General features: G+C 63.7%; 25 protein-coding genes. 8 read left to right on the top strand and 17 right to left on the bottom strand.

Going from position 1 to position 24,314, the window contains the following annotated elements:
* Positions 1 to 154: 154 nt before the first annotated feature.
* Genes ccoS through ccoG form a run of 4 tightly spaced genes read right to left on the bottom strand, consistent with a single transcriptional unit; the run spans position 155 to position 4,678 of the window.
* Entirely contained in the window at positions 155 to 313 is a 159-nt protein-coding gene (gene ccoS / locus BLU15_RS01220; RefSeq protein ID WP_043615060.1) for a cbb3-type cytochrome oxidase assembly protein CcoS, read from the bottom strand.
* On the bottom strand, positions 310 to 2,598 hold the full coding sequence (locus BLU15_RS01225) for a cation-translocating P-type ATPase (protein WP_090293978.1): 2,289 nt from the start codon (positions 2,596 to 2,598) through the stop codon (positions 310 to 312). Before BLU15_RS01225 ends, ccoS begins: the two co-directional genes overlap by 4 nt.
* Positions 2,595 to 3,107 carry a FixH family protein gene (locus BLU15_RS01230; protein ID WP_034788399.1) on the bottom strand — a complete coding sequence of 171 codons (513 nt, stop codon included), beginning with the start codon at positions 3,105 to 3,107 and terminating at the stop codon, positions 2,595 to 2,597. The genes BLU15_RS01225 and BLU15_RS01230 overlap by 4 nt, the downstream gene beginning before the upstream one ends.
* Positions 3,104 to 4,678 carry a cytochrome c oxidase accessory protein CcoG gene (gene ccoG, locus BLU15_RS01235; RefSeq protein WP_034788396.1) on the bottom strand — a complete coding sequence of 525 codons (1,575 nt, stop codon included), beginning with the start codon at positions 4,676 to 4,678 and terminating at the stop codon, positions 3,104 to 3,106. Before ccoG ends, BLU15_RS01230 begins: the two co-directional genes overlap by 4 nt.
* A gap of 227 nt (positions 4,679 to 4,905) precedes the next feature.
* Between ccoG and BLU15_RS01240 the strand changes: the two genes are divergently transcribed.
* The 5 genes from BLU15_RS01240 to BLU15_RS01260 all read left to right on the top strand — a co-directional run bounded on the left by BLU15_RS01240 (position 4,906) and on the right by BLU15_RS01260 (position 9,058).
* Entirely contained in the window at positions 4,906 to 6,384 is a 1,479-nt protein-coding gene (locus BLU15_RS01240; RefSeq protein WP_089044184.1) for an alanine/glycine:cation symporter family protein, read from the top strand.
* Positions 6,360 to 7,190, top strand: coding sequence for a helix-turn-helix domain-containing protein (locus BLU15_RS01245; RefSeq protein WP_244546687.1), 831 nt, complete (start codon positions 6,360 to 6,362; stop codon positions 7,188 to 7,190). Before BLU15_RS01240 ends, BLU15_RS01245 begins: the two co-directional genes overlap by 25 nt.
* Positions 7,191 to 7,254: 64 nt before the next feature.
* Positions 7,255 to 7,665: an SRPBCC family protein gene (locus tag BLU15_RS01250; protein WP_090293980.1), complete on the top strand. Its 411-nt coding sequence runs from the start codon at positions 7,255 to 7,257 to the stop codon at positions 7,663 to 7,665.
* A 4-nt stretch (positions 7,666 to 7,669) separates the two neighbouring features.
* Positions 7,670 to 8,023 (top strand): VOC family protein, encoded by a 354-nt coding sequence (locus BLU15_RS01255; protein WP_090293982.1) that lies wholly within the window; start codon positions 7,670 to 7,672, stop codon positions 8,021 to 8,023.
* Between the two features lie 138 nt (positions 8,024 to 8,161).
* On the top strand, positions 8,162 to 9,058 hold the full coding sequence (locus BLU15_RS01260; protein WP_176960253.1) for a hypothetical protein: 897 nt from the start codon (positions 8,162 to 8,164) through the stop codon (positions 9,056 to 9,058).
* A gap of 34 nt (positions 9,059 to 9,092) precedes the next feature.
* On the opposite strand, the gene BLU15_RS01265 is transcribed toward BLU15_RS01260, so the two are convergent.
* On the bottom strand, positions 9,093 to 9,896 hold the full coding sequence (locus tag BLU15_RS01265) for a helix-turn-helix transcriptional regulator (protein ID WP_090293984.1): 804 nt from the start codon (positions 9,894 to 9,896) through the stop codon (positions 9,093 to 9,095).
* 104 nt (positions 9,897 to 10,000) lie between these two features.
* On the opposite strand from BLU15_RS01265, the gene BLU15_RS01270 reads away from it, so the two are divergent.
* Together BLU15_RS01270 and BLU15_RS39945 are read left to right on the top strand one after the other, a co-directional pair.
* A complete protein-coding gene (locus tag BLU15_RS01270; protein WP_244546688.1) occupies positions 10,001 to 11,044 on the top strand; it encodes an MFS transporter in 1,044 nt (347 codons plus the stop codon).
* Positions 11,041 to 11,553: an MFS transporter gene (locus BLU15_RS39945; protein WP_244546689.1), complete on the top strand. Its 513-nt coding sequence runs from the start codon at positions 11,041 to 11,043 to the stop codon at positions 11,551 to 11,553. The genes BLU15_RS01270 and BLU15_RS39945 overlap by 4 nt, the downstream gene beginning before the upstream one ends.
* A 379-nt stretch (positions 11,554 to 11,932) precedes the next feature.
* Here the strand turns inward: BLU15_RS39945 and ccoP are convergent, their stop codons facing one another.
* Genes ccoP through ccoN form a run of 4 tightly spaced genes read right to left on the bottom strand, consistent with a single transcriptional unit; the run spans position 11,933 to position 15,339 of the window.
* Entirely contained in the window at positions 11,933 to 12,796 is an 864-nt protein-coding gene (ccoP, locus tag BLU15_RS01275; RefSeq protein ID WP_034788383.1) for a cytochrome-c oxidase, cbb3-type subunit III, read from the bottom strand.
* A 4-nt stretch (positions 12,797 to 12,800) separates the two neighbouring features.
* The gene (locus tag BLU15_RS01280; RefSeq protein ID WP_034788377.1) at positions 12,801 to 12,953 is read right to left on the bottom strand and encodes a CcoQ/FixQ family Cbb3-type cytochrome c oxidase assembly chaperone; all 153 of its coding nucleotides are present in this window, start codon (positions 12,951 to 12,953) and stop codon (positions 12,801 to 12,803) included.
* A 12-nt stretch (positions 12,954 to 12,965) separates the two neighbouring features.
* Positions 12,966 to 13,697: a cytochrome-c oxidase, cbb3-type subunit II gene (gene ccoO, locus BLU15_RS01285; RefSeq protein ID WP_034788367.1), complete on the bottom strand. Its 732-nt coding sequence runs from the start codon at positions 13,695 to 13,697 to the stop codon at positions 12,966 to 12,968.
* A gap of 13 nt (positions 13,698 to 13,710) precedes the next feature.
* A complete protein-coding gene (gene ccoN / locus BLU15_RS01290) occupies positions 13,711 to 15,339 on the bottom strand; it encodes a cytochrome-c oxidase, cbb3-type subunit I (RefSeq protein ID WP_034788365.1) in 1,629 nt (542 codons plus the stop codon).
* Between the two features lie 187 nt (positions 15,340 to 15,526).
* Here ccoN and BLU15_RS01295 point away from each other — a divergent pair, with 187 nt between their 5' ends.
* Positions 15,527 to 16,027: a hemerythrin domain-containing protein gene (locus BLU15_RS01295; protein WP_051659130.1), complete on the top strand. Its 501-nt coding sequence runs from the start codon at positions 15,527 to 15,529 to the stop codon at positions 16,025 to 16,027.
* 106 nt (positions 16,028 to 16,133) lie between these two features.
* Here BLU15_RS01295 and BLU15_RS01300 read toward each other — a convergent pair whose 3' ends face one another.
* The 8 genes from BLU15_RS01300 to hemN all read right to left on the bottom strand — a co-directional run bounded on the left by BLU15_RS01300 (position 16,134) and on the right by hemN (position 24,314).
* Positions 16,134 to 16,844: a PAS domain-containing protein gene (locus tag BLU15_RS01300; RefSeq protein ID WP_034788334.1), complete on the bottom strand. Its 711-nt coding sequence runs from the start codon at positions 16,842 to 16,844 to the stop codon at positions 16,134 to 16,136.
* Between the two features lie 371 nt (positions 16,845 to 17,215).
* Positions 17,216 to 18,145, bottom strand: a complete 930-nt coding sequence (locus BLU15_RS01305; RefSeq protein WP_034788563.1) for a lipid A biosynthesis lauroyl acyltransferase — start codon at positions 18,143 to 18,145, stop codon at positions 17,216 to 17,218.
* A gap of 11 nt (positions 18,146 to 18,156) precedes the next feature.
* Entirely contained in the window at positions 18,157 to 19,185 is a 1,029-nt protein-coding gene (locus BLU15_RS01310) for a zinc-binding dehydrogenase (RefSeq protein WP_034788322.1), read from the bottom strand.
* Positions 19,186 to 19,460: 275 nt separating this feature from the next.
* Positions 19,461 to 20,744 carry a beta-ketoacyl-ACP synthase gene (locus BLU15_RS01315; protein WP_060520623.1) on the bottom strand — a complete coding sequence of 428 codons (1,284 nt, stop codon included), beginning with the start codon at positions 20,742 to 20,744 and terminating at the stop codon, positions 19,461 to 19,463.
* 12 nt (positions 20,745 to 20,756) lie between these two features.
* On the bottom strand, positions 20,757 to 21,959 hold the full coding sequence (locus BLU15_RS01320; RefSeq protein WP_034788318.1) for a beta-ketoacyl-ACP synthase: 1,203 nt from the start codon (positions 21,957 to 21,959) through the stop codon (positions 20,757 to 20,759).
* A gap of 1 nt (position 21,960) precedes the next feature.
* Positions 21,961 to 22,446: a 3-hydroxyacyl-ACP dehydratase FabZ family protein gene (locus BLU15_RS01325; protein WP_034788315.1), complete on the bottom strand. Its 486-nt coding sequence runs from the start codon at positions 22,444 to 22,446 to the stop codon at positions 21,961 to 21,963.
* A gap of 115 nt (positions 22,447 to 22,561) precedes the next feature.
* Positions 22,562 to 22,846 carry an acyl carrier protein gene (locus BLU15_RS01330; RefSeq protein WP_089044188.1) on the bottom strand — a complete coding sequence of 95 codons (285 nt, stop codon included), beginning with the start codon at positions 22,844 to 22,846 and terminating at the stop codon, positions 22,562 to 22,564.
* Between the two features lie 118 nt (positions 22,847 to 22,964).
* Positions 22,965 to 24,314 (bottom strand): oxygen-independent coproporphyrinogen III oxidase, encoded by a 1,350-nt coding sequence (gene hemN, locus BLU15_RS01335; RefSeq protein WP_090293987.1) that lies wholly within the window; start codon positions 24,312 to 24,314, stop codon positions 22,965 to 22,967.

Raw genomic sequence — 24,314 nt, forward strand, 5'->3', positions numbered from 1 at the left:
CCGGGCGCGATCGGGATAAACGCGTCTGTGCCGGCCCTTCGAATTGAACTTCGCCCCCTCGCGCGGGGCTCTGTCGAAGGCCCAGGCGCGAGAAGCGACGGCGGAGGTTGTTTTGGCATTCAAATCGATTAAGGACAAGTGATTACTGACGAAATCACTTCTTTTCAGGCTTGCCATCGCCATCGTCGAGCACCCGCCAGGAGGCGCCTTCGAGGTCTTCGTATTGGCCGCTCTTCAGTGCCCAAAGGAAGGCGACGAGGCCAATCCCACCGAGAAACAGCGCGATGGGAATGAGATAGATCAGCGTGTTCATGAGGCGCTCCCGACCGGCCGCAGCGTGACAGGTGCCTTCTGTTCGGCAACCTCCGTGACATTGCCGGTCGCCGCGCGCAGGCGCAAGGCGTTGGCAACGACGATCACCGACGAGGTCGACATGGCGACGGCCGCGATCAGCGGTGTGGCATAGCCGAGGATCGCGATCGGGACGGCGATGACGTTGTAGCCGATCGCCAGGGCAAAGTTCTGGCGGATCAGCCGCCCGGCCCGGCGCGACGTATCGATCGCCATCGGCACGGCGTTCAGCCCCTGGTGCAGGAAGACGAAGTCTGCCGCCTGGCGGCCAACATCGGCGGCCGTTGCCGGCGCCATCGAGACGTGCGCGGCGCGCAGCGCCGGCGCGTCGTTGATGCCGTCGCCGACCATCAGCACCCGGTGACCGCCCTCAGCGGCGGCCGCACATTCATCGACCTTGCCGCGCGGCGTCAGTTCCGCCTTGAAGCGCTCGATGCCGGCCCGCTTGGCGAGGGCGGAGACGACCGGCGCGCGGTCGCCCGAAAGAATGCCCGTCGAAAGGCCGAGCCGTCCAAGCTCCTCGATGCTCTCGCGGGCGAACGGCCTGAGCCGGTCCTCGAAGCGGAAGCAGGCGAGTTCGCGGCCATCGAGCGACAGGATCACTTCCGACTGGCCGGTCGCCTCGCCGGCATCGCCGCAGGCAAAGGCGCGGCTGCCAAGCCGGTAGAGACCGGCTTGCGTCTGCGCTTCAATGCCGGCACCGGGGATTTCGCGGATGTCGCCATTGACGACGGGCGCGATCGCCGCCGCATCATGAATGGCCATCGCCAGCGGATGGCGCGAATGCACGGCGAGCCCCGCCGCCGTCGCGAGGATCGATGGCTGAATGTCCCCGCCATTGACGAGCCGCGGCTCGCCAACCGTGAGTGTTCCGGTCTTGTCGAGCAGCACCGTATCGATCTCGGCAAGCCGCTCCATCGCCGAGCCGTCCTTGACCATGACGCCGTTCTGGAAGAGCCGTCCGGCGGCAATCACCTGCACGACAGGTACCGCAAGCCCGAGTGCGCAGGGGCAGGTGATGATCAGCACGGCGACGGCGACCAGCATCGCATGATGGAAATCGCCGTTGACGAACATCCAGCCGATGAAGCTGAGCAGAGCCAGCAGATGCACCGCCGGCGAATAATACTGTGCCGCGCGGTCGGCGATGCGGCGGTAGCGCGCCCTGCCCCCTTCGGCGGCTTCCATCAGCCCCATGATCTCGGCAAGCAGCGAGTCGCGTGCCGCCGCCGTCGCCTCGATCGTCAGCGGTCCTGTGAGGTTCAGCGTACCCGCCTCGACGGCGTCGCCGACCTTGACCGGCGCCGGCGCGCTCTCGCCATTGACGATCGAGCGATCGAGATCGCTGGTGCCAATGAGGATGCGGCCATCAACGGGGATGCGCTCGCCGGCAGCGATCGCCAGTTTCTCGCCTGGCTTGATCTCGTCGACAGGGCGATACTCGCGTCCGCCGTCAGCATCCACCACCATGGCGCCGCGCGGCGAAAGCCTCGCCAGGCTGCTGATCGCCGAGCGGGCGCGCCCGCGCATCATGTGGTCGAGCGTGCGGCCGATCAGCAGGAAGAAGAGCAGCATCACCGTGCCGTCGAACCAGGCATGGGTGCCGTGAGTGATCGTCTCGTAGAGCGAGATCGAATAGGAGAGCGTTATCGCCAGCGCAATCGGCACGTCCATGTTGGTACGGCCGTGCTTCAGCGCGTTCCAGGCGGACGCATAGAAGAAGCGTCCGGCATAGATCAGCGTAGGGGCGGCAATCAGCGCCGAGATCCAGTGAAAGAGATCGCGGGTCGCCGCCTCCGCCCCCGACCACACCGAGACCGAAAGCAGCATGATGTTGGCCGAGGCAAAACCCGAGACGGCAACGGCGCGCACCAGCTTCTTCAGTGTCTGATCGCCGTCTTCCTCGCCCGGCGCGAAAAGATGGGTCTCGTAGCCGCGCGAACGGATGGCCCGCGCCAGTTCCCGCGGATCGGTACGGGCGCCATTTACCTCTTCCTTCCAGACGATCGACACGCGCCGGGACGAAAGGTTCACGCGGGCCCGGTCAACCTCCGGCCGTGTCTTCAAGGCGCCCTCGATCGTGCTGATGCAGGCGCCGCAATGCACGCCGGGCACGCTCAAATCCGTCTGGCGCAGACCGCCGCCGAGCGACCGGCTCATCAACCACAGCTCTTCCGTTGTCGGCAGTCCCTGCCCGGCCCTGTCGACCTCCAGAGCCATTTCGGTTCCGGGAGCACAGCAGCTCATTTCGCAGCTCCCGGCACCATGAAGCGGATGGCCTGGCGGTAGACGACGGTCTCGCCTGATGTCGCGGTGATGTCGGCGATCCACTGGCCGCGCTTCAGCGCGGTTGCGGCAACGAAGACGCCCTCGCCCTGATGCGCCATCTCGACCGTGACGTCCTCATGCTCCTCGACCGGGCGTTTCAGCACAGCCACCACCTTGTCGGCAGTCATCTCCGGGTTGCCCCGGCGCGTCAGCGTGTAGCGCAGCGCCTCGTTTTCGACGCTGAGCTTGCCGTCGAGGCCATCGGCGACAAAGGCCTTCGCTTCCTTCACCTTGCCGTTGAACTGCTGGCTCGCGACATAGGTGTTCTGCACCACCAATCCGCTCCAGCTATGGCTGGCGTTCCAGGCCATGATCAGATTGACGGTGATGATCGTGCCGAAGAACAGCACCATGACGCCGAGCATGTGCCAGCCGGTGAAGGGTCGCGGTGCCTTTGCCTGTTTCGCCCCTGCCTGGTTTATCGTCATTTTGCGGCTCCCGGGCTGTTGAAGTTGGCCTTGTAGACGTCGCGCTCATGGCTCGACGGATCCTCGACGATCAGGCTGAAACCGTCGTCCGCCTCGCCGAGCTTGTCCTTTGGCAGCGTCACGAACACCTTGACTGCCGTCACCTTGTCCGGATCGACACCGAGGGCGAAGGTCCGGCCGTCGCCCGCTGCCTGGCCGGCGATGCGCATGGTCGCAGAGGGCATCCCGTCGATTGCGAGCGTGATCGTGCGTTGTTCGGGGATCATGTTCAAGAGCTTGACCATGTAGCCGTTGCGCACCGAACCATCGGATTCGACGACGAACTGCGGGTTGCGGTCGTGCAGCACGTTGAGTTCCAGCCGGTCGCGCGACAGGAGCGCATAGAGCAGACCGATACCGACCAGCGTCCAGACGCCGAGATAGACGAGCACACGGGGCCGGAAGACGATCTTCCAGTTGAAGTGGCGAACCTTGTCCGAAAATGCGCCGTCGGCGTTGCGCACCCGACCCGGATCGATCGCCGCCGTACCGCCATTGGTGGCCAGCGCCATGTTGGCGGCATAGTCGTTGAGCGTCGCATAGGAAATCAGCCCGCGTTCACGGCCGAGCTTGTCCATGACACCGTCGCAGGCATCGATGCAGAGCGCGCAGGTGATGCATTCGAGTTGCTGGCCGTCGCGAATGTCGATGCCCATCGGACAGACGACGACGCAGGCGTTGCAATCGACGCAATCGCCGACGGCCTCCCCGGCAGCGACGGCCTTTTTCTGGTGGCGCGAGCGCGGCTCGCCGCGCCAGTCGTTATAGGTCACGACCAGCGAGTTTTCGTCGAGCATTGCCGCCTGGATGCGCGGCCACGGGCACATATAGGTGCAGACCTGCTCGCGCATCAGTCCACCGAAGACATAGGTCGTCGCCGTGAGAATCGCGACGGTCATGTAGGCGACCATGGGCGCTTCCAGCGAAACGAAGCTTTTCAAAAGCGTCGGCGCATCGGCGAAATAGAAGATCCAGGCGCCGCCCGTGGCGATGCCGATCATGATCCAGATCGAGTGCTTCGACACCCGCTTGACGATCTTGTCGAACGTCCAGGGACCGGCATCGAGCTTCATGCGGGCATTGCGGTCGCCTTCGATATAGCGTTCGACCACCAGGAAGAGATCGACCCATACCGTCTGCGGACAGGTATAGCCGCACCAGGCGCGGCCGACGGCAGACGTCACCAGGAACAGGCCGAAGCCGGCCATGACGAGCAGGCCTGCGACGAAGAAGAACTCCTGCGGCCAGATCTCGATGAAGAAGAAATAGAAGCGCCGGGCGGCGATATCGACGAGCACAGCCTGGTCCGGCGCATGCTCGCCACGATCCCAACGGATCCAGGGCGTCAGATAATAGATGCCGAGCGTCACCAGCATCACCAGCCACTTGAAGCGACGGAAGCTGCCTTCGGCACGCTTCGGGAAGATCTTCTTGCGCTTTTCGTAGAGCGGCTTGCGCACATGCGCCGCATTGACCGGTTCGGCCTCGTGACGTTCGACGGAGGCAGGATTTGCGGCGGATTGTGGGCTCATTTGTGGGAAATCCCCGGATATGTCATGTATTGCACCACGTTTTGCCTGATTTGGCGGCCGAAAACGTTGATCTGTGTCAAGTTTGCGGGCTAAAGCGCCAGCATGCGGCGAAAGGTCCAGGCGCTCGAAAGAGATGCCAGGCTCAAAAGTAGTAAACGGCCTTTCCCATTCGATCCGTACCGCGGTTCGCCACATCACCACACCTTGCAATACCAATGAGGAACCGCATGGACACGATCATCGGCTTTCTGAACACGATCTTTTGGGGCTACGTGCTGATCTACGGCCTGCTCGCCGTCGGCATCTACTTCACCCTGCGCCTCGGCTTTCCGCAGATCGTGCATTTCGGCGAGATGTTCCGGGTCTTAAGCAGCGGCGGCTCGAAGGATGCGGCCGGTATCAGCCCGTTCCAGGCGCTGACCGTCAGCCTCGCCTCGCGCGTCGGCACCGGCAACCTCGCCGGCGTTGCCGTTGCGCTCTATCTCGGTGGTCCCGGTGCCACCTTCTGGATGTGGATGGTGGCGCTCGTCGGCATGGCGACGGCCTATGCGGAAAGCGCGCTGGCGCAGCTCTACAAGGTGCGCAACGAAAACGGTCAATATCGCGGCGGTCCCGCCTTCTACATCGCCCGCGGCCTCAACGCGCCCTGGGCGGCGACGATCTTCTCCGTCTGCCTGATCCTCTCCTTCGGCCTCGTCTTCAACGCCGTGCAGGCCAATTCCATCGCGGACGCCGTCCAGGGTGCGTTCGGTGTGCCTAAGATCGCCGTCGGTATCGCGGTTGCGACCATCTCCGGCATCGTCATCTTCGGCGGCATCCGCCAGATCGCCCGCGTCGCCGAAATCGTCGTGCCCTTCATGGCGATCGCCTATCTCCTGACCGCGATCTACGTGCTCGTCGTCAACGCGTCGATCGTGCCGAGCGTGCTGTGGACGATCATCTCCAGCGCCTTTGGCCTGCAGGAAGCGGCAGGCGGTGTCGCCGGCGGCGTCACGGCTGCGATGATGAACGGCGTCAAGCGTGGCCTGTTTTCCAACGAAGCCGGGATGGGCTCGGCCCCGAATATCGCGGCCGTCGCCACGCCCGTGCCGCATCACCCGGCATCGCAGGGCTTTGTGCAGTCGCTCGGCGTCTTCATCGATACGATCCTGATCTGCACCGCGACCTCGGTCATGATCCTGCTGTCGGGCACTTTGGAACCCGGTTCCGGCGTCACCGGAACGCAACTGACGCAAGCGGCCATGAACGTGCATATCGGCTGGGCCGGCAGCTACTTCATTGCCATCGCGATCTTCTTCTTCGCCTTCACCTCGATCATCGGCAACTATTCCTATGCGGAGAATGCGCTCACCTATCTCGGCGGCGCCAATCGCGTCGGCGTTCTGGTCATGCGCTGCGCCGTGCTCGTCATGGTCGTCTGGGGTGCGTCCGAAAGCATCACCACCGTGTTCGACGCGGCAGACGCCTCGATGGGGCTGATGGCGACGATCAACCTCATTGCCATCGTGCTCCTCTCCGGTACCATTGCCAAACTGACGAAGGACTATTTCGCCCAGCGCCGGCAGGGTCTCGACCCGGTGTTCCATGCGGCCGACTATCCGGAGCTGCAGGGCCAGATCGACGGCGAGATCTGGTCGCGCCAAGAGGCGGCCGGCACGGTCCGAAGCGTGGAGGACAAGGCATGGACGGCGCCCACGGGCCGCTGAGTCAGACGGAGCCGGCTCCGACAGAGCCGACACTGGCCAAGCGGCGCGGTATCTATCGAGAGTATGCCGCGCCCGGCGCACTCGGCGGCCATGTCGAATGCCTCTGGCGCCACCAATTGCCGGAGGGGACGGCCGCACCCATCGCGGTCGTACCCGACGGCTGTGTCGATATCCTCTGGTCCAGGCACGGCCTGGCGGTTGCCGGGCCCGACCGGGTGGCCGCCTTCCCCGTCTTCGCGCCGGGCACCGACATCATCGGCCTGCGCTTCCGCCCGGGCATCGCGGCGTCCTTCCTGCACACATCGCTTTCGCAGATCATCGGCGCGGTCGTTCCGCTCGACGCCTTCTGGGGTCCAGCCGCGCGCAAACTCGAAACCAGGATTGAGGACGCGCCCGATGCGGTCCACCGCGCCGAGATGCTCACGGAAGCGGTGCTTGAGCGCCTGCCGGCCGTCTCGCCGCCATCAGGCGATATCGCCGCCACCCTCGCCCATCTGCGGCAGAGCCATGGCTCGTCCGACAACCCCATCCGCGCCCTCGCTGCCGTCACCGGCACCAGTGAAAGGACGCTGAGGCGCCGCTGCCACGAGCATTTCGGCTACGGCGCCAAGACGCTCGACCGCATCCTGCGCCTGCAGCGCTTCCTCGGGGCTTGCCAAAGGGACCCCTCCGCCACGCTCGGCCTGCTTGCGCTCGATGCCGGCTATGCCGACCAGGCGCATCTGTCGCGCGAGGCCAGGCAGCTGACCTCGCTCTCACCCGCCGAAATCCGCCGCCAGCTCGTCGGTGACCGGCGGGCGGCCTGACTGGCCGTTTCGTTCAAGACCGGTCGGGCGACCCGTGCTACTCCGTCATGCAGGAGAACAAAGCATGGCAACACTTGAAGCAAAGATCGTTCACACCACCATCGACCGCGACTGGCGCGACGTCTATGCCTTCATGGCAAAGCCCGAGAACATGCCGCGCTGGGCGTCCGGCCTGTCGTCGGGCTTGACCCGCGAGGGTGATCACTGGCTGGCGCCGGGTCCGCTCGGTAATGCCCGCGTGCGCTTTGCGCCTGACAACGCCTTCGGCGTCACCGATCATCTCGTCACGCTGGAAGGCGGCACAGAGGTCCACAATGCGCTGCGCGTCGTGCCGAACGGCGACGGCGCGGAGGTGATGTTCACGCTGCTGCGGCAGCCGGGCATGAGCGCAGAACAATTTGCCGGCGATGCCGGCTGGGTGGCGAAGGATCTCGCCACTTTGAAATCGATCATGGAATCCGGAGAAGACAGGTAGAAAAATGGGTAACAAGGGCAACGACAGCCGCATCGACTATGTCGAGTTCAATGTCTCCGACATCGCCGCCACCAAGGCCTTCTACGGCAGCGCCTTCGGCTGGACCTTCACCGACTACGGCCCGGAATATTGCGAATTCCAGGACGGCCGACTGACCGGCGGCTTTACCACCACCGGCCCGGTCGGCAGCGGCGGACCGCTGATCATCCTCTATGCCGACAAGCTCGAGGATATGCTCGCCCGCGTCGAAAAGGCCGGAGGCAGGATCGTCAAGCTGATCTTCACCTTCCCTGGCGGAAGGCGCTTTCATTTCGCCGACCCGGATGGTTACGAACTGGCGGTCTGGTCTGCGCAGTAAATTGCCGGGAGGGTCAGGCCAAGAGGGCGGTGGCCCTACGACCGCACCGCTTCCCTGTGGACACGCCCTCCCGCTTTACGCCGGTTTAATCTCTACACGTCAGAATTGCGCGCGACGAACACGAGGGCGCGCAAGAGCATGGCCGACACGCATGATTTTCTGAAGAACTCCGTCATCATCGGCGCCCATCCCGATGACGAGTTGCTGTGGTTCACCTCGATCCTCCGAAAAGTCGACGAGGTGATCATCCTTTACCGCGATATCTGGTCGGAGCCGCAGATGGGCGACGCACGCGCCGCTGCGATCAAGGCCTACCCACGCGGCAAAGTGCGCTTTCTGGAAATGGAAGAAACCGGCTCCTTCGATTGCGCCGACTGGACGAACCCGAAGCCCGGTCCCTTCGGCATGGAGTTCGGCACCGAAGGCACACGCCGCGAAGCCAAGCGCATCGTCAAGAAATCGCTGTCGCAGATCATGCCCGGCAGCTTCCGCCACTCCACCCGGCCGATCGCCCAGGCTTACCGGGACAATTACGAAACGCTCTATCGTACGCTGCTGCCGCTCCTGAAGCCCGACATGAACGTCTTCACCCACAATCCCTGGGGCGAATACGGCCATGAGGATCACGTCCAGGTCTTCCGGGTGCTGGACCGGCTGCGCGACGAGATCGGCTTCAAGCTCTGGATGTCGAACTATTGCACCGAGCGCTCCATGCCGCTCGCCATGCAGTATTTCAGCCGCAGGCCGCAAGACTATATCCGTCTGCCCGCCGACAAGGGCTTCGCCGAGCAGGTGGCAAACATCTACCGCCAGCACGGCTGCTGGACCTGGCGCGACGACTGGATCTGGTTCGACGACGAGTGCTTCATGGAAGCGCCGTCGAGCAAGCCGGAAAGCGGCGGTTTTCACCTCCTGCCGATGAACCTTTTCAACTTCGGCACGGTCGTGAGAAAGCCGGTCAACACCTCGCTGCTGCTCGGCACTGCGCTATCGAGCGTCGTGGTCGGCGCTACCATAGCCGCAGCCCTCGAATAAGAAGGCCCGGCGCCTGCCGCTTCGGGCGTCGCCGTCAGGCAAGCGCCGGTTCGGCGAAGTAAACCACCATCCGCAGATGCCGGTGCTCGTCCACAACCAACGTCTCGTGCCGGAAACGCAGGCGCCCGCCCCCGGCATCGATCAGGGACCCGATCCCGCGACGGACCTCGTCAACGCCAGGCGCTGCCCACCAGCGCCTGAAATCGGCCGACAGGTCCTTCAGGCTTTCGACCAGGGCCAGCATCGACGGATCATCCGGCGCCACGGCAAAATCGTATCGGAACTGGGCAAGCAGCTTCGGCGCATCCTCGCGCCAGGCGGGCATGCGCCTTCGTATCTCGGGATCGGCAAACACCATTTGCAGGATATTGCCAAGCTCCGGCTGCCGGGCGCTAAAGCCGAACAGAGCGTCTGCCGCAGCGTTCCAGGCAACGACATCCCAGCGCAGGTTGATCACATGGGCCGGCCGGACCGTGAGCTCGTCCAGCAACGTCTGGATCAGCGGCGAAACGGTAACGCGATGATGTGCCTCCGGCGGTGGCGGCCGCTTGTGGGCAAGCAGGAACAGATGGCTGCATTCGGCGTCGTCGAGCTTCAGCGCTCGCGCCACATTCAGCAGGAACGCCTCCGACACTTTGATGTCGCGCCCTTGCTCGAACCACGTGTACCAGGTGAGCCCGACACCGGCGAGCGCTGCCACCTCCTCCCGCCTGAGGCCCGGGGTGCGCCGCCGCCCGGTGAAGGCAAGGCCGGCATCGGCCGGCGTCAGCTTCGCCCTGTGTCTCGTCAAGAACTCCGACAGCTCGTTCTTGCTTCGCTCAAGACTTCGTTCGTTCACGCTATTGCTCTCAGTAATAGGATAACTACTTAAATTGTAACAGGATGATTGTGCCCTGAAGATGTGGTCTCCGCAACCAGCCCAAGCGAAGACGGAGGCCACTTTTGACAATTCTCGGCGACCGACCATCCCACCTCACCGACCATGCCGATCCCGGTGAAACGCGCGCGGGCCTGCGAGAATGGGCCGGGCTCGCCCTGCTCGCGCTCCCCACCATCCTGCTCGGGCTCGACCTGACGCTGCTGCATCTCGCTTTGCCGGCGCTCGCGGCGGATCTGAAGCCCACCAGCACCCAGGCGCTCTGGATCGTCGATGCCTACGGCTTCATGATCGCCGGCTTTCTGATCACGATGGGAACGCTCGGCGACCGCATCGGTCGCCGCAAGCTCCTGATGCTGGGCGCGGCCGCCTTCGCAGTCGCCTCGGTGCTTTCGGCCTATTCCACCAGCGCCACCATGCTGATCACTGCACGCGCGGCACTCGGCGTTGCCGGCGCAACGCTGATGCCGCCGACCCTGGCGCTGATCAGCAACATGTTCCTGAACCCGCACCAGCGCGCGCTTGCGATCGGCGTCTGGGCGACCATGTTCGCGCTCGGCATGGCCGCGGGGCCGATCGTCGGCGGCATCCTGCTCGAACGTTACTGGTGGGGGGCTGCCTTCCTCGTCGCACTGCCGATCGTCGGGCTGCTGCTCATCGTCGCGCCGTTTCTGCTGCCGGAATATCGTGCCCCGCAATCGGACCGCCTGGACATGGCCAGTGTGGCGCTGTCGCTGGCGGGGCTGCTGCCCATCGTCTACGGCATCAAGCAGATCGCCAAGGATGGCCTTGGGCTCGGCGCCACGCTCGGCCTGACCGTCGGCCTCGTCGCCACGCTCCTCTTCATCCGGCGACAACGCCGGCTTCGAAGCCCGCTGATCGACCTCGAGCTCTTCTCCGACCGCGCCTTCCGCACCGCGCTGTTGATCCTCCTGATCGGCCTGACGGCTGTCGGCGGCACGATGCTGCTCGTCACCCAGTATCTGCAGCTTGTCGTCGGGCTTTCTCCGCTGTCGGCGGGCCTGAGAATGGGCCCCCCGGCGCTCGCCATGCTTTTGGCGGCATCACCGCACCGCTCATCGCCAGGCGCTTCGGCCCCGGCCCCGTGATCGCAGCGGCGCTGGCGCTCTCGGTGGTCGGCTACCTCCTGCTCGCCCAGCTCGGCCATACGCCATACGGGGTCGGGCTGGTAACCGCCGCATTTGCGCTCGTCTATCTCGGCCTTGGAACCATTGCCGCGCTTGGCACCGATCTCGTCGTCAGTGCAGCGCCCGCCGAAAAGGCCGGAACGGCCTCGGCCCTCTCCGAAGTGGTGCAGGAACTCGGCCTTGCCGTCGGCATCGCCACGCTCGGCAGCCTGACCACCGCCGTCTACCGCATCGAAATGGCCGGCCAGACGCTGATCCCCGGCGAGATCGGCGACAGGCTGTCGGACAGCCTCGCCGGCGCCGTATCCGTCGCGACCGAGCTACCGGCGGGCATGCTGGAGCAAGCCCAGGCCGCCTTCATGACCGGCTTCAACGCAGCCGCCGCCGTTTGCGCCGTCGCCATCGCGATCATGGCGACGCTTGCCGTAGTTTCGTTGCGAAGGCGTGTCGGCGAAAAGGCGAGATCTTGAGAGGACACGTCGGCCAATTCATTGACATCTCCCCTCAATGACGAAACGCTCCAGATGAAAAAGGCCGCGCCATTTGGCGCGGCCTTCTCGACTGGATGGATGAGAGCTGCCCCTCACTGTCCTGCCGGACATCTCTCCCCGCCTGGCGGGGAGAGGAACGCTGGGGTCACCCGCCCGGCATCAAGCCTGAAAAGTCTGAGCGGTAGCCCACTCAAGAACGTGATGGGCGGCTCCATCGCCAACCTTACTTTTAACCTGGCGAGGCTAGCGCGGCTTGCGCCCTTCTCCCCGCCTGGCGGGGAGAAGGTGCCGGCAGGCGAATGAGGGGCGCCACCATCACCTACGGATGCGTGGCAGGTCCGCAAGCCCCTCGTTCCTCTTACTCGCCGCCACCCAGCGAATGCACGAAGATGGCGAGCTGCTTGACGGTGGTGTCGCCGAGGCGCGGCAGCCAGGCGGGCATGACGCCGTGCTTGGGCGCCTTCATCTGGGCGACGATCGCCTGTTCGCTCGAGCCGTTGAGCCACAGCGCATCGGCAAGGTTGGGCGCGCCGAACTCACGGTTGCCCTTGGCGTCGGCACCGTGGCAGGAGGCGCAGTTTGCCTCAAACAGCGCCTTGCCCGGCTCTACCATGGAGGCATCCGACGGCGTGCCGGTGAGGCTGACGACATAGGCCGCCGTCTGCTTGATCTCTTCCGGCTGCAGGATTTCCGCGAAGGACGGCATTTCCGAGACACGGGTGTCGTCGTCGCCGTTATAGCGGATGCCGTGGGCGATCGTCTGGTAAATCTCTTCGGGCTTGCCGCCCCAGAGCCAGTCGTCGTCGTTCAGGTTCGGGAAGCCGGCAGAACCGGCCGCACCCGAGCCGTGGCACTGGGCGCAGTTGACCTTGAAGGCCGAGGCACCGCCGGAAACGGCGAAGTGCTGCAGCTGCGGATCGGCCATGATGTCGGCGAGCGAGCTCGACGCGATCTTCTCGATATTGCCGGCCTGCGCCGCCTTGGCGCTGGCAAGCTCCGCACTCACCTCGGCGCGGCTCGAATAGCCGAGCACGCCCTTGGTGGCGTCGGTCAGAAGCGGCACCGCGGGATAGACGATCATGTAGCCGACCGCCCAGACGATGGTCGCGTAGAAGGTATAGACCCACCAGCGCGGCATCGGGTTGTTAAGCTCGCGGATACCGTCCCATTCGTGGCCGGTGGTCTCGACGCCGCTGATTTCGTCGACGTGTTTGTCCGCCATTCTATTAATCCTCCTTCAGGGGGATGGCTGCGGCATCATCGGCGGCCTTCTTGGCGCCGGGCCGGAAGATGAAGGCGACGACGCCCAGGAAAAAGAGCGTCATGGCAAGGAGCGCCCAGCTATCGGCAAACTGGCGCATGGCCGTGTAGGTTTCCATGGTGCGGTCTCCTTAGCGATAGCCGGTGGTGTCATCGTAGGTGGAGAAGTCGACCAGCGTGCCGAGCATCTGAAGATAAGCGATGAGCGCGTCCATCTCCGTCAGCTTCTGCGGATCGCCGTCGAAGTCGCCGAGCTTGGCCTTCGGATAGCGGCCCTCGACGCCGGACGTGTCGGCGTTCGGATCTGCCTGCGCCTTGATGTCGGCAAGCGCGTTGTCGATCATCTCGTCCGTGTAGGGCACGCCGACCGCCTTGTTGGCCTTGAGGTTCGCGGCGATGTTGTTCACATCGAGCGGCGTCGCCTTGAGGAAGGCGTAGCTCGGCATCACCGATTCCGGCACCACCGAGCGCGGCTCGATCATGTGCTGCACGTGCCACTCGTTGGAGTAGCGGTCGCCGACGCGCGCCAGGTCCGGTCCAGTGCGCTTGGAGCCCCACTGGAACGGATGGTCGTACATGGATTCCGCCGCCAGCGAGTAGTGACCGTAGCGCTCCACTTCGTCGCGGAACGGGCGGATCATCTGGCTGTGACAGACATAGCAGCCTTCACGCACATAGATGTCGCGGCCGGCAAGCTCCAGCGGCGAATAGGGACGCATGCCCTCCACCTTCTCGATGGTGTTTTCGAGGTAGAAGAGCGGCGCGATTTCCACGATGCCGCCGACGGAGACGACGAGCAGCGAGCCGACGAGCAGCAGGGTCGCGTTGCGTTCGAGCGTCGCGTGTTTGTCGAGAATGGACATTCTCTATGCCCTCCTATTCCGCAGCCTTGAGCGCGGGCGTCGCACCGAAGATCGGGGCTTCATCGCGCACGCGGCCGAGGATGGTCATGGTTACGTTGAAGGCCATGAGCAGAGCTCCGGCGAGGAAGAGTGCGCCGCCAAGGGCACGCAGCACGTAGTAGGGAACCATGGCCGCGACCGATTCCGCGAAGGAATAGACGAGGAAGCCCTGGTCGTCGTACTCGCGCCACATCAGGCCCTGCTGGATGCCGGCAACCCACATGACCGCCGCGTAGACGACGATGCCGAGCGTGGCGAGCCAGAAGTGCCAGTTGACCATGCGCACGCTGTAGAGGCGCTCGCGGTTCCACAGCTTCGGAACGAGATAGTAGATCGCGCCGAAGGTGATGAGGCCGTTCCAGCCGAGCGCGCCGGAATGCACGTGGCCGATGGTCCAGTCGGTGTAGTGGCTGAGCGAGTTGACCGTCTTGATCGACATCATCGGACCTTCGAAGGTCGCCATGCCGTAGAAGGCAACGGCCATGACCATCATGCGGATGATCGGGTCGGTACGGATCTTGTCCCAGGCGCCCGAAAGCGTCATCAGGCCGTTGATCATGCCGCCCCAGGAGGGCATCCAGAGCATGACCGAGAACACCATGCCGAGCGTCTGCGCCCAGTCGGGCAGCGCGGTGTAGTGAAGGTGGTGCGGACCCGCCCAGATGTACATGAAGATCAGCGACCAGAAGTGGATGATCGACAGGCGGTAGGAGTAAACAGGGCGATTGGCCTGCTTCGGGATGAAGTAATACATCATGCCGAGGAAGCCGGCCGTCAGGAAGAAGCCGACGGCATTATGCCCGTACCACCATTGCGTCAGCGCATCCTGCACCCCGGCAAAGGCCGAGTAGCTCTTGGAGCCGAGGAAGGAGACCGGAACCGCCAGGTTGTTGACGATGTGCAGCATCGCGATCGTGACGATGAAGGCGAGGTAGAACCAGTTGGCCACATAGATATGCGGCTCCTTGCGCGTCAGCAGCGTGCCGAGAAAGACGGCGAGATAGGCGACCCAGACGATCGTCAGCCACAGGTCCACATACCATTCCGGCTCCGCATATTCCTTCGACTGGGTGATGCCCAGCAGATAGCCGGTGGCGGCCATGATGATGAAGAGCTGGTAGCCCCAGAACACGAACCAGCCGAGATTGCCGCCGAAGAGGCGGGCACGGCTGGTGCGCTGGACGATGTAGAAGGACGTTGCGATCAGCGCGTTGCCGCCGAAGGCGAAGATGACCGCCGAGGTGTGCAACGGCCGCATGCGGCCGAAGTTGAACCAGGGCTCGATGTTGAGGTCCGGGAAGGCAAGCTGGAGTGCAACCACGACACCGACGAGAAAGCCGACGACGCCCCAAAAGACGGTGGCGATCACGCCATACTTGACCACCTCGTCAAAATACTCCGACTGGGGTGGCGGCGGTGACGCCCTGCCCGCGGAAGCCGGGCTGAACTCGATGCGGCGCATCAGGAGGATGGTGCCGGCAAGAAGCGTGAAGAACAGCACCCACATATGGGCTTCGAAGTGCCGGTCCTGGGCAAACCCGGCGCCGACAAGCGCCAGGAATGCACCGACCCCGAGCAGGATCATCTCGAATGTGTATTTCATGGTTGGGTCCCCAACTTTATCCGAACGCACGCGACAACACCCCGAAACGAGGGGTGTCACCGCAGCTTGCCCGAAAGTGTCAGAATCGGGGCAGCCCGGCCTTGATTCAGATCAAGGCTTTGTCACCTCGTTTGGATCATCCTCGGCAAACAATAGGGAGCGCCGTGGGAGCTGGCGTCTGAAGCCGATGAAAAAGACTTTTGAAGACGGACGAATCCGCAGCCGGCTGGACCCGGCCCCCCGGCGGGAGTCCGTGGCCGAGCCGTTTGCCTGGCTTGCCCGCGCCCACGAAGAGCAGCTTGCGCTCTGCAATTGCCTGGAGGAAATCGCCGACAGCCTGCCTGCGGAAATCGACCGGCAGAAATGCCTCTATGCCGCAAAGGTGCTGGAGCCGCTGATCCGCGAGATGCATTCGGGCGAAGAAAACCTCGTCTTCTCCTGGATCGAACGCACCTACCGCGGCGATCCGACGCTCGGCGCGACGCTGGAGCGGCTGAAATACGAACACTGCGAGGACGAGTGCTTCGCCGAGGAGCTGACCGAAATGCTGGAGCGCCTCGGCGCTGCCGACCAGACGGTCAATGCCGAGACCGCCGGCTACATGCTGCGCGGCTTCTTCACGAGCCTCAGGCGGCACGTCGGCTTCGAGCAGGAATGTCTGCGCAGCATCACCGCGCCGGTCGGATAAACCGGCCTTTGGGGGCAGCGCGCCGCAAAACGGACACGTCAGGCGGCCGTTATCCGGCCGCGCATCCCCTCATGCATTTTCGATTGATACCGCCGGAACTGGCGCCTCAGGCCGCGATCGCGCGGCGGCGGTCGGCATGTTCCTGGATCACTAGAATAGCGCCGATGAGCTTGCCGGTGCTCGACATGCACGGCGTCAGCCGGCAGCGCACGACGACCGTGCGCGCGTCGACCGTCTTGGCGAAGGTGTAGTCCACCACCTCGCCGGCGAAACACCGGTCGAGATAGGATTTCACCCGAAGCTCGAACCGCTGGATGCCGATGAACTCGACGATATGCCGGCCGATCAGGTCCATCGGGCGGCTTTCCAGATGCTCGGCATTGCGCGGATTGGTGTAAAGATAGCGGTAGTCGGGCGTGATCACCGCAAGCCGGTCCGGGAAGCTGTCGAGGATCGCCTCGTTGAGCAATCCTTCGTCCGCCCTGCCCTTGTTCGGCTGCGCCGGCAGGCGCTCCAGTTGCAGGTCGGCGAGGTTCTCCGCACCGGTCGCCGCGAAGTAGCGATTGATCAGCGATTGCAACAACTGCGAATGGCGCAACACGCAGGAAATGTCGTCGGCTTCGACGCGCAGAATGTCGATCAGGAACTGGAACTGAAGCCGGGCATCTTCGACGCTCACCGCCTTCTCGTCGTAGACGGATCTCAAGATCGGATCCAATTCGCGATCCAGAATGCTGATCAAATGCTCGTCTGCCGTACGAACGGCATACTGCAGCTGCGAATATTTGAACCAGAACAGCTCAATCAGTGCGTTCAATTCGAAACCCCAATTCCCCCACGGCAAAACCGCTTCGATGCACTTACAAAACAGGCGTAGATGCTCAGGACACTGATCTGGTTCTTGACGTTTCCCCCACCACTTCCGCGTAAAACCGCACTGCTCGGGTCATCCAAAGCGCTTGCAGGCATTTTCTCACGCGACAGGCATAAGTTTACACTCATTGCGATAGCGTTCAACAGCAGAAAGAAAAACTTAACGTTTACGCACGTTTTCGAGGGAAGATCGGTGCCGATACTCCCGCGTACTTGGCAAAACGCAAAGCCCGGCACATGGGTTGCCGGGCTTGCAGGAAGATCAAGCCTGCTTGCGCAAGACGCAATCTGGCTGGGGTCGCGGGCGAAGGAGAATCAGTCTTTCAGGTAGCGCTTGATGTGCCAGCGGTCGTGATACCAGAGCCATTGGCCGGGATATTCCCTCACCCAGCTTTCCACCTTGTCGTTCAGAACCTGCGCCGTAGCGGTCACGTCGACGCTGCCGTCGGCCTTGCGTGGGATGGCGATCGCCGGTTCGATCTCCAGGCGGAAACGGCCACCCGGCAAGCGGATGCAGCGGGCTGGATAGACCTCGCAGTTGAACTGGCGGACGAGCTTGGCGAGCAGCGGGTTGGTCTGCACGTCCTGGCCGAAGAACTTGGTCTTTAGACCCTTGCGGAACTTCTGGTCGACGAGAACCCCGACGCCCTGGCCGCGCTCCAGCTGGCGGGCGAGCGCAAAGGACGAGCCCGCATGCGACGGCACGAGCTTGCCCATGCGTTCTGCGCGGAAGTTGAAGACCTTTTCGGCCACGTATGGGTTGTTCGGCGGCCGGAACAGCACCGTCACGTCGAGCCCGAAGGCTGAGCCGGCGACCGGCAGCATTTCGAAATTGCCGCTATGCGCGGTAAAGACGATGAAGGGGCGCGGATTGTCGCGAAGCTCGAGGAACAAGGGAATGCCCGAGACTTCGATGCGCCCGGGCGTCGTGCGCTCCGGGTCGAAATCGAAGAGACGGTCGAGGAACACGTATTCGGCCGCCATGCGGCCCATGTTGCCCCAACTTTCGAGCGCGATCTGCTCGATTTCCGCTTCGCTCTTTTCCGGGAATGCGTTGCGCAGGTTCGTCAGCGTCAGCTTCTGACGGCTGGTCTTCGGGCCGATGAACCGCAGGGCGCGATCCATGAAGTTGATCGCGCCGTCAGCGGGAAACATCTTCAGGATCGTCAGAAGCAGAAACACGAACTGCGCAATCAGCCACTGGCGGAAACGATCCGCCGCCAGCACCAGCCGTGTGATCAGCATGCGCACGTCGATCAATCCATCTTCAGGATGATCTTGCCGAAGATCTGGCGCGATTCCATGCGCTCCAGCGCGCGGTCGATCTCGTCGAGGCCGATTTCGGTGTCGATGACCGGATGTACGAGGCCGCGCGCCATCTTCTGCATGGCGTTCGCCATGTTTTCCATGCGGCAGCCGAAGGAGCCGAGCAGCTTCAGCTGCTGCTGGAACAGCATCATCAGGTTCATGTCGGTGGACACGCCCGAGGTGGAGCCGCAGGTAACGAGACGGCCGCCGCGCTTCATGCAGAGCATCGAGCCCGCCCAGGTGTCCTTGCCGACGTGTTCGAACACGACGTCGACGCCCTTCTTCTTGGTAAGCTTGCGCACCACGCCCTCGAAGCGGTCGGTGCGATAGTTGATGACGTGATCGGCGCCGAGCGCCTTGGCCTTCTCGATCTTGTCGTCGGAGCCGACGGTGGTGATCACGGTGCAGCCGATCTTCTTGGCAAGCTGGATTGCCGCCGAGCCGATGCCGGAACCGCCAGCATGCACGAGGATGGTTTCGCCGGGCTCAAGCTTGGCGTTATCGAACAGCATGTGCTCGACGGTACCGAAGGTGACCGGAGCAAGGGCTGCGGCAACCGCGTCGACGCCCGGAGGTGCCGGAACCAGCAGGCGCGCCGGCAGGTTGATCTTCTCCTGTGCGAAGCCGTCGAGGTGGAAGCCGTGAACGCCGCCGACATGTTCGCAGAGGTTGTCGCGGCCTTCCTTGCACGGACGGCAGAGGCCGCAGGTGCGCGCGCCGTAGATCGAGACGAGCTGGCCCGGAAGCACGCTTGAAACACCGGGACCGATGCTGTCGACGACGCCTGCTGCCTCGGCGCCGATGACGAGCGGCATCTTGCGCTTGGCGAATGCCATGCCGCGCCAGCCCCAGACGTCGATATGGTTGAGCGCAACCGCCTTGACGCGCAACGTCACCTCGCCCGGGCCGGGTGCTTCCGGTTCCGGAATGTCGGTGATTTCGAGCTTGCGGTCATCGAGCAGTTGCAGGGCGCGCATGGTTCTTCCTTTAAATGTTCAGATCGACAGGCGGCATATACACGTCTTGTGGGCATGTCGCCATTCTACAGAGAGCGGCGCGTGCCCCCCTCTGCCCTGTCGGGCATCTCCTCCACAAGGGGGGAGATTGGATGTGGCACCCCTTTGCCCTTCACGAAAAGCACCGAAATCGGGCCTTGTTATTGGAGCGATCGGCCGGCCGCGCGTCGATCTCCCCCTTGTTGGGGGAGATGGCCGGCAGGCCAGAGGGGGTATTTCGTTTCACCAGGTCCGGCTCAAGCCGGCTCGGCCGTCATCACCAGGCTGGCGTTCTGGCCGCCGAAACCGAAGGAGTTCGACAGCACCGCAGACACCTGCTGGCTGCGTTTCACGTTCGGCACCACGTCGAGCACGATCGCCGGATCGGGGTTCTGGTAGTTGATCGTCGGCGGCAGCGTGCCCGTCAGCATCGTCTGGATCGAGAACACCGCCTCGACTGCACCGGCGGCCGTCAGGGTGTGGCCGATCATCGACTTGTTCGACGAGACCGGGATCGACGGCAGATGCTCACCGAAGACGGCAGACATCGACAGATATTCCATCTTGTCATTCTCGGGCGTCGAGGTGCCGTGCGCGTTGATGTAGCCGATGCCGCCTTCGTCGATGCCGGCGTCGGCAAGGGCCGCGCGGATCGTCGCAATCGCCGGGCCGCCGTCGGGCGACGAGCGCGTGCGATGGAAGAGATCGGCCTTCTCGCCGCAGCCCTTCAGGATGCCGTAGACGCGGGCGCCGCGGGCAACGGCAGCTTCCAGCGATTCGAGCACCAGGGTCGCAGCGCCTTCGGCGATGACGAAGCCGTCCCGATCCTTTGTGAAGGGCTTGGAGGCCTTCTCCGGCGGATCGTTCTGGGTGGAGAGCGCGGAAAGCAGCGCAAAGCGGATGAGTGCTTCGGCGCTGACCGAACCATCGGTCGCTACCGTCAGCGCACGATCGGTGCGGCCCTGGCGGATCGCCTCGACGCCGAGCTGGATCGCGGTCGCGCCCGAGGCACAGGCCGTCGAGAGCGTCACCGGCAGGCCGCGCGTGCCGAAGCGATCGGCAAGGCGCTCGGAGATCGAGCCGAAGAGCACGGCCTCATGGAACACCGGATCGGCCTTCTGGCGCATCGCGGCGAGGAAACGGTTGTACGCATCGCCCGGCTGTTCGGAAGGCGGCGAGCGGTCGGCAAGCTCGAAGCGCGCGCTCCATTCCGGCTCGATCGGCGGGGCGGCCAGAAACAGCGGACCGTTGAAGTCGCCGGAAAGCCCGGCCTGCGCCAGCGCTTCCAGCGTCGTCTCGCGCGCCATGGCGTAGGAGCGCTCGACGGAGTTGGCCGCCGGCACCTCGATGAAATCGACCATGCCGGAGATGCGGGTGTTGAGACCCTCCGTCGGGAAACGGGTGATCTTGCGGATGCCGGAGACGCCGCCGGTCAGCGCTGACCAGTTGTCTTCCAGGCCCTGCCCGAGCGAGGTGATGACGCCCATGCCAGTGACGGCGACGATCGGACGACCGAGATGATCCTTGTAAGCGTTGCTCATCAATCGTTCCTCTTATTCGGCCGAAAGGACCGCGACGCCTTCGCCGCGTGAATGACCGACGGTGGTCACGACCGCCGACCGGGCAGCCGCCGTCATCGGCTTTTCGAAGCTGCCGTCGAAGGCCGGTACCTTGGCGCCGTGGCCGAGCGTGAGTGCAGCAAGCGCGAGGCCCGCCGGAAACTGCGCCTCGATGCTGTGCCCGACGATGCCGCCATAGGCACGCACCGGCGCGCCGGCCAGATTGGCCTGCAGGAACGCCTTTTCGCTGGCGACGAGATCATGAAAGCCTGACGTGCCGGAAAAGACCACGGTGCCTGCCGGGTCGAGCTTTTCGGCCGGTTTCGCCAGGTCCGCAAGGCGTGCTTCGAGCTTGCCGTCAGCGCGGCTGCCGCGGTCGCTGCCGATCGCGTCGATCGTCGCATAGATGCGGGCACCACGGGCTTCGGCGTACTCGCGTGATTCCAGCACCAGGAAGGCTCCGACCGACCCGGGGATCATGCCGCCGCCGTTGTCGCGGCTGCGCGACCAGATCGGGTGCCAGTCACCGGTCGCCTGGCCCTGGATCGCCTCGATCATCAGCATGATGTCCAGGCGCTCGGCCGAAAACGCGCCGCCGACGAGCGTATGGGTCGACTGGCCGGCCTTGATCCGGGCAAAGGCGGTTTCGATCGCCGAGATGCCGGCCGCTTCCTCGCCCATGAAGGTGCGCGACGAACCGGTGACCTTGTGCACGATCGAGATGTTGCCGGCGAGCAGGTTCGAAAGCTGGGCCAGGAACAGCGTCGGCCGCAGTTCGGTCGTCAGCTTTTCATTGAGGAGCTGTTCGCGGTCGTTGCGCTTCAGCGCCTCGTCGACGATCAGCGAATCGACGTTGATGTCACGCTCGCCGCCGCCGGCAGCGACGATCATGTCCATGCTGCCGCAGGCTTCGAGATTGTCCTTGAGACCGGCGTCATCGAGAGCCAGGCCCGCGGAAAAAACGCCGAGACGCTGCCAGTTTTCCATCTGCCGCTGGTCGCCACGCTTGGCGATCTGCTGCGACCAGTCGATCTCCGGCAGCGGGTGCACCGGATAGGGGCTGAACTTTTCGGTCTCGACGCGCACGGCCGGCGACGTGCCGGCGGTAAGCAGCGCCAGATGCGGCTCGACGCCGACGCCCTGACTGGTGACGATACCGACGCCGGTAATGACAACGTCGTTTGCAGATTTGCTCATCTTACTTCTCCGAACCGGCTGCCGCCGAAAGCGCCGCCATCAGACCCACTTCTCCAGCCCGCTTGCGCACGATATCGCCGAGCGGAACCTGATCGAACGGCATCGTTCTCAGTTTCAGCTGGGCATCGCAGACCTTCTTGCCGCCAGAGGTGATCTTCGCCTTGGTGACGGCGAAGCCCGAACCTTCATGCTCGAGGAAAGCCTCGATCTCGAGTTCGGCCGAGGGCTCGACGAAGGTCCGCATCTTGGCGCCGTCGACCGACATCAGGAAGGGCATGGCGGCGAAATTGGTGGCGGCGAGCACCAGGAAACCGGAGGCCTGCGCCATGGTCTCGATCAGAAGCACGCCGGGCACCAGCGGGTAGCCTGGGAAATGGCCTTCGAACACCGGGCTCTTCTCCGGCACGACGGACCGCGCCGTCAGCCGGCCAGCCGAAAGATCGACCGTTTCGACACGGTCGATCATCTGGAAGTATTCAAGGAGCATTGAGGCTCACCCTGTTGGTTTCGGGCTCAAGTAAAAACGCCAATGCCGCCTGTCAAGCGCGGGGCGCGACGGGCGGCATTGGAAATCGAGTGGCAAGGCTCGGGCGAAAGCCCGATCAGCCCTTGGCAGCCCGCAGTTCGTCGATCTTGGCGCAGAGGTTCTTCAGAACGAAGTATTCTTCGGTCGAAACCTTGCCTTCGTTGACTTCCTGCGTCCACTGCTCGAGCGGAATCTTGATGCCGAATTCCTTGTCGATCGCAAACACGATGTCGAGGAAGTCCAGGCTGTCGATGCCGAGATCGTCGATCGTGTGGCTTTCCGGCGTAATCGTCTCGCGATCGATCTCGCTCGTTTCCGCGATAATGTCGGCAACCTTGTCGAATGTAGCTGTCACGCGCATACCTCTAATATTTTAAGTCGAGTCTCGGCGATCCTATAGGTAAATGCGCCGCAAAAGCCAATGGCCTTGATGGCAAAGGCTTTCGAATTGGAAAACGGTGTTGCGACAGAGCATGGGGTCAGACGGCCACCGAATGCCGGCCCCGGCCGTTGCCGAGATAGGCGTCGAAGGTGGCTGCAACCGAGCGGGCAAAGGGCCTGCCGCGTTCAGTCAGGCGGAAAACCCCGTTTTCGATCGTCGTCAGCCCATCCACGTCGCGCGCCCGAAACAGCCGTGCCTCCTCGATCACAGCCCCTGCCAGCCCGGGAAACGCTTCCTCAACCTCAGCAAAGGAGAAGGCAAAACGGCACATGACGTCGGCAATCACTTTTGCTCTCAAAGTGTCGTCCGGTGTGAAGCGATAACCGCGGACCGCAGCGAGCCCCGTGTTTTCCACATGGCGCAGATACTCACCGGTCGCCAGCATGTTCTGGACATAACCTTGACGAAACTGGCCGATCGCGGAGGCGCCAAGCCCAACGAGCGTTTCGGCGGCATCGTCGGTATAGCCCTGGAAACTGCGACGGAGACGCCCTTCCCGGCTGGCCCGCGCCAGGCTGTCGTCGGGCTTCGCAAAATGATCGATACCGATGGCCTCGTAGCCGGCGGCAGCCAGCATTTCGGCCGCGCGGCTCATCTGCGCGAAGCGCTCGACGATGCCGGGCAGGCTTTCGTCCGGGATCATCTTCTGATGCGTCTTCATCCACGGCACATGGGCGTAGCCGAAGAGTGCGACGCGATCGGGGTCGAGCGAAAGCACTGCCTCCATGGTGCGCTCAAGCGACTGGAGGCTTTGATAGGGCAAACCATAGAGCACGTCGCAATTGACCGAATGCACGCCCCTTACCCGTGACGCCTCGATCGCGTCTCGCGTCTGCTCGAAGGTCTGGATGCGGTTGATCGCCTTCTGCACGACGGGGTCGAAATCCTGGATGCCGAAGCTCGCCCGCGTCATACCGATCTCGGCCAACGCATCATGGCGCGCTTCGTCGAGATCGTTCGGATCCATCTCGACGCTGATCTCGCAATCAGCCGCGAAGGTGAAGTGATCGGTAAAGGCGCGCTTCAGCGCGATCAGGTCGTCGGGCCTGACGAGCGTCGGCGAGCCGCCGCCGAAATGCAGGGCCGTTACCTTGGCTTCGCGGCTCACCCGCCCGCCAATCTCTGCAATCTCCCGATGCAGGCCCGTGAGGTAGGTTGCCACCGGATCATACCGCAGCGTCTGCTTGGTATGGCAAGCACAGAACCAACAGAGCCGGTCGCAATAGGGCACGTGAGCATAGAGCGAGATCGCCTCATCCGGACCGATCGCCCCGAGCCAGCTTTGATAGTCAACCGGCCCCACCGCTTCGGAAAAATGCGGCGCGGTCGGGTAGCTGGTGTAGCGTGGCACGGGGTTCGCATGCTTGAGGATTAGCGCGTCGTCCAT

The sequence above is a fragment of the Ensifer sp. YR511 genome, assembly GCF_900103045.1.
Lineage (GTDB): Bacteria > Pseudomonadota > Alphaproteobacteria > Rhizobiales > Rhizobiaceae > Ensifer > Ensifer adhaerens.